Source organism: Xanthomonas sp. LMG 8993, assembly GCF_009835065.2.
Taxonomy (GTDB): domain Bacteria; phylum Pseudomonadota; class Gammaproteobacteria; order Xanthomonadales; family Xanthomonadaceae; genus Xanthomonas; species Xanthomonas arboricola.
Genome location: NZ_QVIF02000009.1, coordinates 162000 through 178220, shown reverse-complemented (window position 1 = coordinate 178220; position 16221 = coordinate 162000). Strand labels below are relative to the sequence as shown.

General features: G+C 68.9%; 8 protein-coding genes. 4 read left to right on the top strand and 4 right to left on the bottom strand.

What is annotated here, in order from left to right; translation table 11 throughout:
- Nucleotides 1-256: 256 nt before the first annotated feature.
- From recB to DYQ94_RS16465, 3 genes are all read right to left on the bottom strand, one after another.
- Nucleotides 257-4327, bottom strand: coding sequence for an exodeoxyribonuclease V subunit beta (gene recB / locus DYQ94_RS16475; protein WP_160954933.1), 4071 nt, complete (start codon nt 4325-4327; stop codon nt 257-259).
- Nucleotides 4324-7728, bottom strand: coding sequence for an exodeoxyribonuclease V subunit gamma (recC, locus tag DYQ94_RS16470; protein WP_126966917.1), 3405 nt, complete (start codon nt 7726-7728; stop codon nt 4324-4326). The genes recB and recC overlap by 4 nt, the downstream gene beginning before the upstream one ends.
- Nucleotides 7729-8089: 361 nt before the next feature.
- Nucleotides 8090-13312: a putative Ig domain-containing protein gene (locus tag DYQ94_RS16465; RefSeq protein ID WP_164738962.1), complete on the bottom strand. Its 5223-nt coding sequence runs from the start codon at nt 13310-13312 to the stop codon at nt 8090-8092.
- Between the two features lie 258 nt (nt 13313-13570).
- Here DYQ94_RS16465 and DYQ94_RS16460 point away from each other — a divergent pair, with 258 nt between their 5' ends.
- The 4 genes from DYQ94_RS16460 to DYQ94_RS16445 all read left to right on the top strand — a co-directional run bounded on the left by DYQ94_RS16460 (nt 13571) and on the right by DYQ94_RS16445 (nt 15882).
- Nucleotides 13571-14116, top strand: coding sequence for a phage tail protein (locus DYQ94_RS16460; protein ID WP_102585303.1), 546 nt, complete (start codon nt 13571-13573; stop codon nt 14114-14116).
- 65 nt (nt 14117-14181) lie between these two features.
- A complete protein-coding gene (locus DYQ94_RS16455; protein ID WP_104544315.1) occupies nt 14182-14709 on the top strand; it encodes a phage tail protein in 528 nt (175 codons plus the stop codon).
- A 59-nt stretch (nt 14710-14768) separates the two neighbouring features.
- Nucleotides 14769-15308 carry a phage tail protein gene (locus DYQ94_RS16450; protein ID WP_024940541.1) on the top strand — a complete coding sequence of 180 codons (540 nt, stop codon included), beginning with the start codon at nt 14769-14771 and terminating at the stop codon, nt 15306-15308.
- A gap of 4 nt (nt 15309-15312) precedes the next feature.
- Nucleotides 15313-15882 (top strand): GNAT family N-acetyltransferase, encoded by a 570-nt coding sequence (locus DYQ94_RS16445; RefSeq protein WP_126966915.1) that lies wholly within the window; start codon nt 15313-15315, stop codon nt 15880-15882.
- On the opposite strand, the gene DYQ94_RS16440 is transcribed toward DYQ94_RS16445, so the two are convergent.
- Nucleotides 15875-16162: a DUF6916 family protein gene (locus tag DYQ94_RS16440; RefSeq protein WP_102255219.1), complete on the bottom strand. Its 288-nt coding sequence runs from the start codon at nt 16160-16162 to the stop codon at nt 15875-15877. The two genes, DYQ94_RS16445 and DYQ94_RS16440, sit on opposite strands and share 8 nt — an antisense overlap.
- Between the last annotated feature and the right edge of the window lie 59 nt (nt 16163-16221).

The window sequence follows — 16221 nt, the reverse complement described above, 5'->3', positions numbered from 1 at the left end:
CACGCGCGCCAGTGTGCGTAAGCGGTGTCTGCGCGCCCCGAGGGGAGCCGGGCGTGCGCACAGCGCTGATCGGTGCGGTCTGTTGGGTCATGGCTTGGATGCTTCGGCGGCGGACGTACCCTCACCCCAATCCCCGCTCCGCGCCCCAGCCCGCGCCAGCGGCGCTCCAAGGCACGCGCGCCAGTGGCGCGCAACCAGTGCCTTGTCGCCCCCGGGGGAGCGGGGCTTTGGTGCGTCAGCGGTAAGGGGCTGTGCGCTAGCGGGCATCGGGCGTGCCTGGGTTGCTGGATGTCGGCTCCGGGGCGCTGCCGGCGAACAGGGCGTCCAGGGCTTGGACCAGCGCCGGGTCGAAGCGCCAGGCGTGGATGCCGGGTGCGGGCGTGGCGCGGTTGACGGCGTCGACGCCGGCGTCGGAGTCGAAACCCGAATCGGAGATGGAGCTGGCGCCATTGACGGGGTCGGAATCGGAGGCGGCGCTGGCGCCGTTGACGGAGTCGGAGTCGGAGTCGAAACCGGAGTCAGAACCGGAACCGGGGATGGAGCTGGAGTCGGCTGCGGGGTTGCGGGTGGCGTCCAGGCCGCGGCAGAACAGGTAGCGCACGCCGCCGAAGTCGCGGGCGTAGTCGTAGCCATCGCCCAGGCGGAAACGCAGCCAGCGGTGCAAGGCGACGGTGTAGATCAGCGCCTGCAATTCGTACTCGCTGTGCGCCATGGCGCGGGCCAGGGCGTCGGCGTCGTAGCTGGGCAGGCGGTTGGACTTGTAGTCGAGCACGTACCAGCGCCCGTCCACGGTGTAGGTAAGGTCGATCAGGCCGGTCATCAGGCCTTCCAGCCGCTGGCGTGCGCCGAAGGCCTGGCGGTCGCTCACCACGCCAAACCGGTGCAGCAACGCGAGCAGCGCATCGACGCGGGTGGGCCGCATGGCGAAGTGGAATTCCATCTCGTTGCGGCGCTGCGGCGCGGGCACGGCGGCCAGGGTGGTGCCTTCGGGCAGGGCCACGGTGAGGGTGTGGCCGATCAGCGCGGTGAGCATGGCCAGGCCGTCGTCCCATTCCTTCTCGACGTAGCCGCCGCGTTGCAGCGCTTCGAGGATGGCGGCGGCCTGGCCTTCGGGTGCGGGCAGGCCGGGGCGCCAGCCCTGCCAGGCGGCAAAATCGCAGCGCTCGAACACGTCGTGCATCACCACGCCGAAGCGGTTGCCGGCAAAGCGCGGGTCGAAGGCGTCGACCTCGGCGGCCACCGCAACGGCCTCGCTGCCGGACGGCTCGTCGCTGCCGCCACTGCCGACCACCGTGGCGCTGGCCATCGGGTCGGTGGCGGCGCCGGCATCGGCATTGGCCAGCTGGGTGAAGCTGTAGACCCACCAGTCCGGGGCGATATGCCGCTGCGGCGCGCGCGCGGGCGGCACCTGTGCCTCGACCGGCGGCGGCAGGCGCGGCAGGTTGGTAGGCGGCGTGGACGTGTCGACCACCACTGCACCCTTGCCGGCCGCGCCCTGCAGTGCGTCCAGCGCGCGCAGCATGCCGGACAGTGCGGTGCGCTCGTGCTGGTGGAACGGGCCGCTGGCAATCCACAGCGCGTGCTCGGCACGGGTCAGGCCGACGTAGAGCAGGCGTGCGTCTTCGGCGCGTTGTTCCTGCTTCCAGGCCGCTTCGGCGGCGCTCCAGGTTGGGTCGTCCTTGTCAGTCTTCCAGTGCAGCTGGCGGCCGAGCTCCGGCGCATGCACCACGCAATGGCGACCAGCACCCTTGTCGCTGCGGCCGATGCCGATGTACGGCAGGAACACCAGCGGATATTCCAGGCCCTTGCTCTTGTGCAGGGTGACGATCTGCACGCGGCGCGCGTCCGACTCCAGCCGCAGCTGCTGGGCTTCGTCGTTGTCGTCGGCATTGGCGATGCGGCGCGACAGCCAATCGACCAGGCCGTGCGGGCCGAGTGCGCGGGCGTCGGCCTCCTGCAACAGTTCGGCCAGCTGCAGGTAGTTGGTGAGGCGGCGCTCGCCATCGACCAGGGCGAGCAGGCGTTGCCCGTGCGCGGCGCCCAGGTCGCCGATCAGGGCAAGCGGGCCGCCGCGTTGCCAGCGCTCGCGCCAGTCCAGCGCCTGCTGCTGCCAGCGGCGGTGACGCTCGCCGTCGTGTGCGAGCGCGGCGATGGCGGCGGCATCCGCGCCGATCAGCACGGTAGCCAGCGCGGCACGCAGGCGGCTGTCGTCGCCCGGGTCGAGCAAGGCCTGCAACAGGGCCAGCAGCTCCAGCGCCTCGTCAGTGGCGAACAGGCTCTGCTTGCCGGCCGCCACGGCGGGGATGCCCACCGCGCCCAGCGCCTGTTGCATGCGCGTGGCCTCGCCGTGGCTGCGCACCAGCACGGCGATATCGCCGGCCTGCACCGGGCGGCCATTGACGGTGGCAGTGCCGTCGCGGCCACCGGCCAGCCAGCCACGGATCGCCGCCACGCAGGCGGCGGTGGCCAGCTCGCGGGCGCGGTTGGCGCTCCAGGGTTTGGGCTTTCCTGCTTGCTTGGTTTTTGCCGCTGCCGCGGCAGGTGGCGGCGGCGGGTCCGGGGCGCGCCACAGCGTCAGCGCCGGGGCGGCGGCGCCATCGCGTTGCAGGTCGGCATCCACCCGCTTGGTGCCGGGCCGCACCGGGTGGAAGGCGATGCCATCGGTGAGGAAGGCATCGGTGTAGCCGGCCTGCGCATACAACGCGTCGATGGCCGCCAGCACACCGGGGCGCGAGCGGAAGTTGTGGCTCAGCGGCGGGGCGAGTTCGGCAGTGACCGCGGCGGCCAGATAGGTGCGCACGTCGCCGCCACGGAAGCCGTAGATGGCCTGCTTGGGGTCGCCGATCAGAAACAGCGCCGGCTCCAGGCCGGCCGCGCGTGCGAGCGGGCCTTCGCCGAACACGTTGGAGAAGATCGCCCACTGGCGGTCGTCGGTGTCCTGGAATTCGTCCACCAGCGCGATGGCGTATTGCGCGCGCAGCCGCGTGACCAGCGCCTGGGCCTGCGCGCCTTCCAGCGCGTGCGCGACGCCATCGACCAGGTCGTCGTAGGTCTGCACGCGGCGCTGGCGCTTGAGCAATGCCAGCCGCGCAATGGCGTCCTCGCGCAGGGCGTGCAGCAGGCGGATGCGGCGACGGCTGCGCCATGCTTCGACACCGGCCAGCGCGGTGAGATAGCCGTCAATCTCGTGGCTCAGCGGCGAGGCCGGGGTGCGATCGACGAACTTCTTGTTGGTGCCGGCGGCCAGTTCCGCAGCGGTCAACTTGATCAGCTTGGCGTGCGGCGTTGGGTGCATCGATGGCGCGGCGGCGAAGCTGTCGAACCAGTGCCACAACGCTGTTAGCCACTCGGGCTTGTAGCTGACCTTGCTCAGGATGCCGCCGTCGATGGCGGCCATGAGGGCTTCGAAAAACGCGCTGCCGTGCGCCTGGAATGCCGCGGCCAGTGCAGTACTGGCGTCCTGCACCGCTTGCAGCAGCGCAGCGGAATCGTCGTTTGTCGTGGCGGCGGCCGGCAGCAGCGTTGGATGGCGCACCAAGGCGCGCAGATCGCTGGCCAATGCCTCCGGGCCGCCCGACCACAGCGCGATCAGGTCTTCGGCCATTGCCGCATCGGCGGCGCGCTGGCGCCACAGATCGGCGGCGACTTCGCCGAGCAGTTCGCGGTCGTTGGCGAGCAGTTCCGGTGCGGCGAAGGCCTGGCCGCTTTCCAGCGCATGCTCGCGCAGCACACGCGCGCAGAAGCCGTGGATGGTGAACACGGCGGCCAGGTCGATTTCTTCCACCGCCTGTTGCAGGCGGCGGCGCAAGGCCGCGGGTGTTTCGGTGCTGGTGGCCAGGTGGGTGGCGAGGATGGCGCGCGTAAGCAGCACATCGGGCGCGTCCTGTAGGAGCGGACCTGGCCGCGACGGGTCGTTGGCGAAGTCAGTCGCGGCCGGGGCCGCTCCTACGGGGGCGCTGGGTGTTTCGGTGCCAGGGGCCAGGTGCGTGGCGACAAAGGCGTCGGGCGCGTCCTGTAGGAGCGGACCTGGCCGCGACGGGTCGTCAGCGAGGTCGGTCCCGGCCGGGGCCGCTCCTACGGGGGCGTCGGGGACCAGGGTTGCGGCCAGCACCAGGCGCTCGCGGATGCGGCGGCGCAGTTCCTGGGTGGCGGCCTCGGTGAAGGTGACGGCGAGGATCTGGCCGATGCGCAGGCCACGCTCGACCACCAGCCGGGTGAACAGCGTGGCCAGGGTGAAGGTCTTGCCAGTGCCGGCGCTGGCCTCGATCAGGCGTACGCCATGCAACGGCAATTCCAGGTACGGGTCGGTGACCGGGCTGGCGCTCATTCGGCCTCTTCCTGCGCGCCGTGCCAGTGGCGCCAGCTCTCGATCAATCGCTCCGGTTCCAGCGTGGCATCGGCGTTGCCGCGCTCGAGCAGGTCGTACACGCGGTGGCTGGTGATGGCGAAATCGGCAAAGCGCTGCGCGTCGGCGAACGGGTCACGGCCGCGGTTGACCAGGCGCAGTTCCGGACTGTGCGACTCGCTCCAACCGAAGCTGGATTGCCACTGCCCGGCAGCGTCCTTGATGGCCTTGTCCAGGTCGTCGCTGCGCGCGGCCTGGTGATACTTCCAGCTGCTGTAGGGCGCGAACGCCAGCGGCGTCTGCAAGCCCTGCCGGTACATCTGCAGCAGCGCAGCCAACGCGCCCTGCGCCTGCGTCTGCGACAGCGGCTCGGCATCGATGGGATGCGGGCCCAAACCGTCTTCGTCTTCGAAGAAGCGTACATACGGCGCGTGCTCGCCGGCGGCGCGCAGCAGCAGCCATTCCAGGCCGTGGCGGATCGCGCTGCGGCCGCTGAGCGCGCCGACCTGCACCCGCCCCACCCCGCTCGCATACCAGCCGGGCACACGGCCGTGCACCTCGGTCTGGCCGATCTGCACCTGCAACCGGCGCGACTGCGCAGGCTCCTCGCCGCGCCAGTGCCGGAATGCCTCGGCATACGGGCGCAGTTGCGCCACCCGCTCATCGAGCTGGCGTCGCCCCAGCGGCCCGGACGGCAGCAACGCGCGCGCGCGCAGACGCTCGTAGAGCCGCTCGGTGTCGCCGGCCAGCGCGGCGTCGAACACATGCTGCTGCAGGCCGTATTGCTCCAGCCCGCGCGTGGGCGCGAGCAGCGGCTCCAGATCGCTGTCTTCGCCTGCCGGATCCGGCAGGCGCATTCCCAGGCGGTGGCGCAGGAACTGCCCGGCCGGGTCGGCGAACAGGCGGCGCAGTTCGTCGATCGACACATTCGTCGGCACTGCGATGTCATCGGCCGGCAACGCACCGGCCACCCAGGGCGCCAGCGGCTGGCGCTGGCCGGTAAGGCTGTCCACCGCGGGGCGCCACTGCCGGCGATAGCTGAAACGGCGCGGGTCGGCGCCGTGATCACCCGGCGCACCGAAGGCGGCGGCGGCAAACGGCTGCAACGGGTGGTGCACCACCAGCGTGTCGATTGCCGCCGGGTCGGCGTGGTACTGCGCGGCGCTGCCCAGCAACTCACTGACCAGCACCGATGGTTCGCGCGCGCTGCCGTCGCGCGCATCGGCGCCGAGATAGCTCAGGTAGAACACTTCCTGCGCGGAGGCGAACAATTGCAGGAACAGGAACCTGTCGTCCTCGCGGGTCGAACGGTCGCCGTGCCGGCGACGCTCGGTGCCCAGTTCTGCGGTGAGACGATTGAGCCCGGCGGCCGGGTCGCGGCGCGGGAAGTCGCCATCGTTCATGCCGAGCAGGCAGATCACGCGGAACGGCAGCAAGCGCATCGGCACCATGCGGCCGAAACTGATGCCGCCGGTGAGCAGCGGCGCACGCGTGTCCGACTCGCCCAGCACCGCAGCAAAATGCGCGCGCACCACCTCGGCCGGCACGCTGCCTGCGTACTCGGCGCGCACTGCATCGCGGGCGAACTGGTCGATCAAGCTACGCAAGCGGTCCAGCGCGCGCTGCGCACGTGGTGCCGAGGGCGCTTTTGGCATCAATGCCTCCAGCAGGCCGAGCAGCCGCTCGCGCCACTCGACCGGCGTCATCGCCTCGGCCAACACGGACTGGTAGCGTTCGAGCACACGCAGCAGCTTCAACAAGATATCCAGTGCGGCCAGCGCGCTGCCTTCCAGCTGCGGCCAGGGCGCCACACCCTCGATATCGTCGTCGGTGCCGCTGGCATGGCCGAGCAGCAGCCGGTCCAGCGCGAAGCGCCAGGTGTAGGCGTCGTCGCCCGGCGCCTGATGCTGGCGCCGGTGCGCCGCATCCAGCCCCCAGCGCGCGCCGGCCGCATGCAGCCAGCCGCGCAGACGTTCCAGCCCGGCTTCGTCCAGGCCGGCGGCCTCGGCGATCGGCGCACTGGCGAGCAGGTCGAGGATCTCGTGCAGGCCGAAGCGTGCGATCGGCAAGCCGAGCAAGCTCAGGAACACTTCGGCCAGCGGCTCGCTGGCCAACGGGCTGGCATCGGCCAGCGCGTACGGCAAGGCATCGTCGTTGCCGTGGCTGCCGAACACCGCGTCCAGGTACGGCACGTACGGGTCGATATTTGGCGACAGCACCGCGATCTCGCGCGGCTGCAGCGGCGGGTCGAAGCGCGCATCGTCGAGCAAGGCGCGCAGCTGGTCGTGCAGCACCTGCAGCTCGCGCAGCCGTGTGTGGCAGGCGTGCACCTGCAGGCTGGGGTCGTGCAGATTCACCGCCGGCAACACGGCAGGCACGCTGGGCGCGCGGCGATGGAACAGGTCGCTCTGCATGCGCCGCAGCAGGCTGTCGCCCAGGCCGCCGTCGGCCAGTGCGCGGCGGCCGGACTCCAGCGGGTCAGCATAGGCGGCGATCTCGGCCAGCGGGTGCACCACCTCGTAGTCGCCGACCAATGCCATGAAGTCGCGCCCGGCCGCGCCCCAGGCCTGCAGCAGCGGGTTTTCCTGCACCTGCTCGGCAAACAGCTGCACCGCACCGTCTTCGCGACGGCGCTGCCACAGGGTCTGCAGGTCGCCCCAGTAACCTTGCGTGGGCGTGGGCAGGTAGAAATGCAGCGTGCCCACGCGCGCCTGCGTGGCCAGCACGCGCAGCACGTCGGGCGAAATATTCAAGATAGCGAAGGCGAACAGGCGCCTGGGCAAGCCCTGCGGCAGCGGGCCGTCCGGGCGTGCGTAGCGATCCAGATACTGGCCGATGCGGCGCGCGCGGTATTGCCGGCCGGTGGCAATGCTGCGCCACAGCCGCGCCTGCGGATCATCGGGGTCGGCGCCGCCTTCCCAGCGCAGCAACCAGTCGCGTCGCCAGGCCTGGTACTTCTCGAACACATTGCCCAGCTCGCCGGCCAGCGCCCAGGGCTTGAGCGCATCGCCATCGGACAGATAACCGGCCAGGGGCGCCAACGCCGCGTCGCTGCCCAGGTCGGCCTGCAAGGCGGCGTACAGGCGCCACTGCGTGGTCGCCATGTCCAGATCGTCGTCGGCCGGGCCAAGATTGCATTCCAGCGCGCGCGCGACGAACTCGCCGGGGGTGAGGAATTCCAGATTGGCCGCCACGCCGTGCTCGGCCGCCAGCGTGGACTGCAGCCAGCGCCGCATCGCCACCTGCGGGATCAGCACCACCTCCGGCTGCAGCAACGGCTGCTCCGGCACCGGCCGGCGCAGCTCCTGTGCGAGCAAGGCAGCCAGCGTATCCAGCGCATTTGAGGGATAGAGGCGGAAATCGGGCGCGGAAGTGGCGTGCATGCGTACGCGCATTGTGCCGGATGCGGCCGTGCTGCGCTGTTGGCCCAGGGCCGGCGCGCAGCGAGTGGCGCCACTGTTCGGGCCGTACTGGAGTGGGCAGGCGCGCGGCCAACCATGGCGATGACGGCCGACACGCTGGAGCTACTGCACCCGAACGCAGCAGGCACGAGCGGATTGCCGATTGCCTGCGATGCCGTGCGGCCGCGGCGCTCGGCGGTATCGCTGCAAGCCGCCGTCGACCAACGCGCCTCCAGGCGCCGGCACCGCCATGCAATACCCCTGCGGGGGCATCACAAAAAGCGATGGGCCGGGGTCTTCGCCCGGCCCATCGTGTTGGCTTGGTGCACGACGCGGGAGACGATCAGTATTTCTTTTCCAGGTTGATCATCCAGGTCTGATCGTTGTTGCTGTCGCCATCGGTGATGCCGCGGTATTCCAGCCGCGTCGACAGGCCCTGCTCGGTCAGCAACGCCGCGCCGATGCCCACCATCAGGCGGTTGCGATCGAACGCGCTCTGGCCCGCGCGGTAGAACGGCCCGCCGTTCAGATCGGCGTAGCTCAGCGTGGCATCGCCGCGGCCCTGGAAGTCGCGCTGATATTCCACGCGCAACTGCGGGGTCAGCCGGCCCCAGGCCACTTCGCGGCGCCATTCCAGGCGCAGGCCCAGGTTGCCGGTGGTGGTGGCCACGTCCATGTCGTCATAGCGCAGCGCGAACGGCGCCACGCCATCTTCGACATAGCCATCCAGCGTGGCGCGCGCCACATCCACACGCGCATACGGGGTAATCTGCAGCTCGCCGCGTTGCAGGTCCGCACCGGTGGACAGCGAGGCGATCCACTGCTTGCCGTCGCGGTTGCCTTCGGCCATCGAGGCGTCGTCGGTGACATAGCGGCGCAGGTCGTAGGACAGCAGCTGGTAGCCGACCAGGGTGTCGAAGAAGAACGCCTTGCCCGGATGGAAGCTGGCATACAACGCCATGGTGTAGGCGGTGGCCTTGGAGTGGCTGCCGTTCCTGCCCACATCGCTGTCGTCGCGGCCCCAACCCAGACCCGCACCGATCGCCAGCGACTGCGCCACCCGGTAATCGGCACCCACGCTCAGGCCGTCGGTCTGGAAATCCACGCCGTTGCTGTTGGACTGCTTGTCCAGGCTGCCCGAGCGGATCGCACCGCCCACCCACAGCCCCAGATCGCCCTGGCCCTGCGCGGTGCTGGTGCCGGTGCTGGCCACTGCCGGCGCATCGCGGAAGTCGTTGTCGGCCTCCTGCGTGTCCGGGCTGCACGGCTGCGCACTGATGCCGCGGTCGGCCTGGCGGCAATGCGAGGTCGGCTGGAAGCTCACCGCGTTGCTGAAGGTGCTGCCGCCGCGATGGGTGGCTTCCAGACGGCGCTGGAAGTTGTCGATCTGCGCCCGCGCAAAACGCCGCGTGGACTCGGACTGCGCATCGATCAGGCCGCGTACTTCCGCATCCATGCTGGGATCGCGGCGCGGCGCGATGGTGAACACCACGTTGGCCGGCACCGACGTGGCGAACGCGTTGGACAAGGTGAACTGCACCGTGGCCTGGCCGACGAAGGCCGGGTTCGGGGTGAAGGTCAGCATGAAGGTGGGCGTCTCGGCCATTGCAGCTGCCGCCGGCGACGGGCCCGATGCACGTGCCGCCGCCGCGGTGGCGAGACCACCAACCTGGGTGATGGTGGCGGTACCGGCCGACGCAGGCAGCACCGCAACCACGGCTGCCGCCACGAACGGCCCGCCGGTGGCATTGCGGGTCAGATCGACCTGCTGCGCCTCGCCCGGCACTGCCGCCGCAGTCACCGACACCGCAACCGGCCGCGCATTGACCGCAATGGTCACGGTGGCCGCCGCCGAGGTGCCGCCGCTGCCGGTGACCGTGTAGCTCACCACATCGGTGCCGACGAAACCGGCAGCCGGCGTGTAGACCAGTTCCAGCCCGTTGACCACGGCGGTGCCGTTGGTCGGCGCAGCGGCAATGGCGATCGCGGTGATGTTGCCGGTGTCGTTGGCGGTCACCGCCACCGTCACCGCAGCATCGGACATGGTGGCCGCCACATCCGCTACCGCCACCGGCGCCGCATCGCTCACCGTGAAGCTGTAGGCCTGGGTGGCGCTGGCATTGCCGGCATCGGCCACCGCGATGGTGAAGGACGAGGTGCCCTGCGTCGTCGGCGTGCCCGACAGCGTGCCGTCGTTGGCCAGCGTCAGGCCGGTCGGCAACGTGCCGCTGGCGATGCTGTAGCGATAGGGCGCAACGCCGCCGCTGGCCGTGAGCACCTGGTTGTACGCGCTGCCGCGCACCGCCGGTGGCAGGGTCGGTTGCGCCAGCACCAGCGTTGCCGCCGCGATGGTGACCGAATAGTTCTGGCTGGCCTGCACCGCCGGGCTGGGCGTGCTGTCGGTCGCGGTCAGGGTGAAGTTGAAGGTGCCGGACAAGGTCGGCGTACCACTGAGCGCGCCGGTCGCTGCATCGACAATCACGCCATTGGGCAATGCGCCCGCAGTCAGTGCATAGCGGTAAGGCGCAGTGCCGCCGGTGGCCGGCGTGATCGCCGCGGAGTACGCCTGCCCGGCCGTGCCTGCCGGCAAGGTGCTCGCCGGCAACGCCAGGTTCGGGCCGGCCACGGTCAATGCATAGGCCTGCGTGGCGGTGAAGGTGTTCGCGTCGGTCGCGGTCACGGTCACGTTGAAGCTGCCTTCCACCGTGGCGGTACCCGACAACGTGCCGTTGCTGGCCAGCGTGATGCCGGCAGGCAGGCTGCCCGCGCTGACTGCATAGGTGTACGGCGCGGTACCGCCGCTGGCGCTCAGGGTCTGGCTGTAGGCGGTGCCGCGGGTGGCGGCCGGCAGCGTGGTGGGCGCGATCACGACCACAGGTGCCGCGATGGTCAGCGTGTAGCTGCGGCTGGCCTGCGCCGCCGGGCTGGGCGTGCTGTCGGACACGGTCAGGGTGAAGTTGAACGTGCCTGCCACGGTCGGCGTGCCGCTGAGCGCGCCGGTGGCCGCGTCCACCACCACACCTGCCGGCAGGACACCGCCGGTCAATGCATAGCTGTAAGGCGCCGTGCCGCCGGTGGCCGGCGTGATCGCCGCGGAGTACGCCTGCCCGGCCGTGCCTGCCGGCAAGGTGCTGGCCGGCAACGCCAGGTTCGGGCCGGCCACGGTCAGTGCATAGGCCTGAGTGGCGGTGAAGGTGTTCGCGTCGGTCGCGGTCACGGTGACGTTGAAGCTGCCTTCCACCGTGGCGGTGCCCGACAACGTGCCGTTGCTGGCCAGCGTGATGCCGGCAGGCAGGCTGCCCGCGCTGACTGCATAGGTGTATGGCGCGGTGCCGCCGCTGGCGCTCAGGGTCTGGCTGTAGGCGGTACCGCGGGTGGCGGCCGGCAGCGTGGTGGGCGCGATCACGACCACAGGTGCCGCGATGGTCAGCGTGTAGCTGCGGCTGGCCTGCGCCGCCGGGCTGGGCGTGCTGTCGGACACGGTCAGGGTGAAGTTGAACGTGCCTGCCACGGTCGGCGTGCCGCTGAGCGTGCCGGTGGCCGCGTCCACCACCACACCCGCCGGCAGGACACCGCCGGTCAATGCATAGGTGTAAGGCGCCGTGCCGCCGGTGGCCGGGGTGATCGCCGCGGAGTACGCCTGCCCGGCCGTGCCTGCCGGCAAGGTGCTCGCCGGCAAGACCAGATTCGGGCCAGCCACGGTCAGGGTGTAGGCCTGGTTGCCGGTGAAGCTGCCCGCATCGGTCGCGGTCACGGTGAGGTTGAAGCTGCCTTCCACCGTGGCGGTACCCGACAGCGTGCCGTTGCTGGCCAGGGTGATGCCTGCCGGCAACGTGCCACTGGCGAGCGCGTAGGTATACGGCGCGGTGCCGCCGCTGGCGCTCAACGTCTGGCTGTAGGCGGTGCCGCGGGTGGCGGCCGGCAGCGCGGACGGCGCGACCACGATCGGCGGCGCAGCGATGGTCAAGGTGTAGCTACGTGTGGCCTGCGACGGCGTGCCTGTGGTGCTGTCGGTGGCGGTCACGCTGAAGCTGAAGCTGCCCACGCTGCCGGGGGTGCCGGTCAGGGCGCCGCTGCTGCCGTCGAGCGTGATGCCCGCCGGCAAGGCACCGGCGGTGACGGCGTAGGTGTACGGCGCAACGCCGCCGGTCGCCGGATTGAGCGCACTCGAATAGGCCTGGCCGGCGGTGCCGGCCGGCAGGCTGGTCGCCGGGAAGGTGGTCGTGGCCACGGCCACGGTCAGCGTGTAAGCACGGGCGCCGCTGGTGGGGCTGCCGCCGCTGTCGGTGGCGGTCGCGGTGAAGTTGAAGCCGCCGCTGGCGGTGGGCGTGCCGGACAGCACGCCGCCAGCGCTCAGGCTCAACCCGGCCGGCAACGCACCGGCCGTGATGGCAAAGGTGTACGGCGCGGTGCCGCCGCTGGCGCTCAGGGTCTGGCTATAGGCGCTGCCCGCGGTCGCCGCCGGCAGCGATGCCGGCCCGACCACCACCACCACATCGTCGTTGACGATGGTGCCGGTACCGGTGGCGCGGGCGATGCTCGCGTTGCTGGCGCCGGACAGGCCGACGCTGAAGGTCTCGTTGGGTTCGACCGCGGTGTCGCCATTGACGGTGATCGCCACGCCCTGCGCGGTAACGCCCGGCGCGAAGGTCAGCGTGCCGGAGCGGGCGGCGTAGTCGCTGCCGGCGGTGGCGGTGCCATCGGCGGTGATGTAATTGACCGACACGGTCTGGCCGCTGGCCGCACTCAGGCTCACCGTGAAGGTGGCCGTGGTGGTGCCGCTGTTGCCTTCATTGACGCTGACGTCGTCGATCGACAGTGCAGGCAGCGCATCGTCGTTGACGATGGTGCCCTGGCCCTGGCCATCGCCCACGCTCGCCCCGGTGACGTTGCTGACGTTGACGAAGAAGGTCTCGTTCGGCTCGCTGAGCGTGTCGCCGTTGACCAGCACGGTGAAGGTGGCGCTGCTGCTGCCGGCGGGGATGGTCTGCCCGGTCAGGCTGGAGGCAACGTAGTCCACGCCGGCAGTGGCGGTGCCGTCGGCGGTAGCGATATCGAAGCTGACGCCGCCGGTGCCCGCCGGCTGGCTGAGCGAGACGGTGAAGGTGGCATTGGTGGTGCCGGCATTGCCCTCGTTCACCGACACGTTGTTGATCGACAGCGTCGGCTGGTTAGGAGTGATGGTGATGTTGACGGTGATGGTGTCGCCCCGGCCATCTTCCAGCGGGAACGTATCGCTGGTGGCGCTGTCACCGTTGTGGGTGTAGGTGACGATCTGCGTGCCCTGCGCACCACTCGGATTGGGCACCACGAGCGTGCCGTGCGGGGGTTGCACGCCGTTCCAGCCGATGCCGATATCGTCTGCTCCCGTGCCATCGCAGGTCGTCACGTCGATCTGTACCGAACCGCCCTGCACCACGGTGGCGTTCAGCGTCGGGCAGTAGGTCGAGGCTTGCGCCATCGCCCAGCCTGGCGCCAAGAGCATCATCGCGAACAGGACAAACATCACGGCCAAACGTGCGCGGCCGCCGGTGGCGTCCGCTGGAAACCTACGTTGCTTGTTCACTGTCCACACCCCTGGAGCGCGCCATCCCCGGCGCCGGCAACGATCCTCGTGCCTGAAGACAACGTCGCCCTAGTGGGATTGCTCCCTTCGACATTGCGAGGGTATTTGAACAGGAACTGACTAACGAATAAAGAACAAAAACTTAATACTTCATTCCAATTCTGAATAGTTGAGACTTGCTCTATTCAAACATGACATGTATCTGTGCAAATTATTCCGACACGCAGTCGGCGTTGCACTTACGGGAAGGAAGTCCGCATGAGTGAGTTCTTCTTGGGTCAGATCATGATGACCGGCTTTGTGTTTGCGCCCAAGTATTTCGCGCAGTGCAATGGCCAACTGCTGCCGGTCAATCAAAACCAGGCACTCTTCAGCTTGCTTGGTACGCGTTTCGGTGGCGACGGCCGCACTACCTTTGGCTTGCCGGACATGCGCGGGCGCACGCCCATCGGCTTCGCACCGTCAACGGATCCGAGCTGGCAACCGCCGGTGCCGCCACTGGGCCAGATGGCTGGCAGCGAGAACGTGACGCTGCTGCCAAGCAATTTGCCCGCACATACCCACCTGCTGGAATCCACCAGCACTACGGGCAATAACCGCAGTCCTTCTGGCCGCAACTTCGGCAACAATGCCAGCACCACCGGTCCGGCCACTGCGCTCTATGCGGCACCGGGGACGCTGGTGTCCTTGGACCCGAAGTCGGTAGGCCCTGCCGGCGGCAGCCAACCGCATCCAAACATGCAGCCTTACACCACGATCAATTTCTGCATTGCGCTGTCCGGCATCTTTCCCTCGCGTAGCTAGTTCGCCGGCACTTCTACACGCTGCGTGCCGATGACGGCGCGGCATCACAGACCAGGAAGGACACCATGGCCACTCCATTCATCGGCGAGATCCGCATGTTCGGCTTCGGCCGCACCCCGCAGGGCTGGCAGGCCTGCGACGGCAGCCTGCTGTCGATCTCCGAGTACGAGACCCTGTTCGTGCTGATAGGCACGCTCTATGGCGGTGACGGGCAGAACACCTTTGCGGTACCGGACCTGCGCGGACGCGTGCCGCTGCACCAGGGCCAGGGCCCTGGTCTGAGCAACTACGTCATTGCCCACACCTCTGGCACCGAAACGGTGACGCTCGACAGCCTGCAGATGCCGGCGCACACGCACACGCTGGTCGCCACACCCACTGCCGCCACCGCGACCGCGCCTGCGGGATTGCTGCCCGGCACAGTGACCGGCGACGTGTTCTACGCGACCGATACGACCGGTGCCACGGCAGCGCCGATGGCGACGCAATCGACGACGATCGCCGGCGGCGGACAGGCGCACGACAACACTATGCCGACCTTGACGGTGCAGTACTGCATCTCCACCGCCGGCATTTTTCCACAGCAGAGCTGATCGATTCGGCGCACCGCGCTCATCGCGACGCCCACCCGTTCCATCGGAGGAATGCGTTCATGACCGAACCTTATACCGGCGAAATCCAGCTGTTTGGCTTCGATTTCAATCCCGTCGGCTGGGCGCTGTGCAATGGCGCCACATTGCCGATCGTTCAGAACACTGCGCTGTACTCGCTGCTGGGTGTCGCCTACGGCGGCAACGGATCCAGTACGTTCCAGTTGCCCAACTTCTGCGCGCGCGCCGGCTGCCAGCAAGGCCAGGGCGGCGGACTGAGCAACCGGCAGCGTGGTGACACGTTCGGCACAGCCGGGGTGAGCCTGCTGAGCAATCAGATTCCGCCGCACCAACACGGCATCAACGCATTTTCACAAGCGGACTCGACCAAAAAGACCGGCACACCCGCCAATGGTGCGGCACTGTCGACGATGAGCAGCAGCACCGCACGTCCATTCGTGACGGTGACGCAGCCTGATACGCAGTTCTCGCCGACCGCGCTGCTGCCCACCGGCAATGGCGTAGCGCACGAGAACCAGCAGCCCTATCTGGCCGTGAACTTCTGCATTGCGTTGTACGGCGACTACCCAGACTTCGGTTGACGTCATGGCACGCCTGCTTTCCAGCAAGGTGATGACAGCATCGTTGGGCGCAGGCCAGGCCGCTGTACCGGATGCGCATGCCATCGCATTGCGGGCCGAGCAGGATGCCGATCTACCCTGGCTGCAGGGTCTCTACGCGAGCACGCGCAGCGAAGAGCTGGCGCAGGTGCCCTGGCCGGACACAACCAAGCGCGCGTTTCTGGATCAGCAGTTCGCCCTGCAGCGCGCGCATTATCTGCGCCATTTTCCCGATGCGGACTTCATGGTCGTGCAGTGGCAGCACGAACGCATCGGCCGGCTGTATCTGCAGCGCGCACCGTCGCAACACGCAGTGATCGATATCAGCCTGATGCCGGCATGGCGTGGTAAAGGCATCGGCACTGCGTTGATTGTGCAGGCGCAAACCCGCGCATGTGCAGCGGGATGCGGCTTATCGCTGCACGTTCTGCATGCCAATCCAGCTGCCCAACGTCTCTATGCGCGTCTGGGGTTTGTCGCCGGCGATTCCGGCGATACGCATCTGGCAATGCATTGGCGCGGCACCGAAGCAGACGCGGTCACGCAGCTCAGTTGAAGATCGCCTGATACAGAAACCCGTCGCGCTCGCGCGCTACCGGCACCAGGAAGATGCCGATCTCGCCCAGCCGCGTGTGACGTAACCGATAGGTCTGCTGCGGAAACAGAAATGCCGAGCTGTTGCGGAACAGCAGCGAGAATGGCGCGCGATGGACTGCGTGCTTGGTGGGCAACGGCCGTGCCTCCACCAGCACGAATGGAACCTCGCCTTCGTTCAATGCGGCAGAGAACGTGTCGTTGACGCTGCCTGCAAAGTGCTCCAGGGTCAGTAAGTCCATTTTGTGCTCATGGTCGGCTGGGAATCCGATCATCCACGTAGGGCATACCTGCCACAACA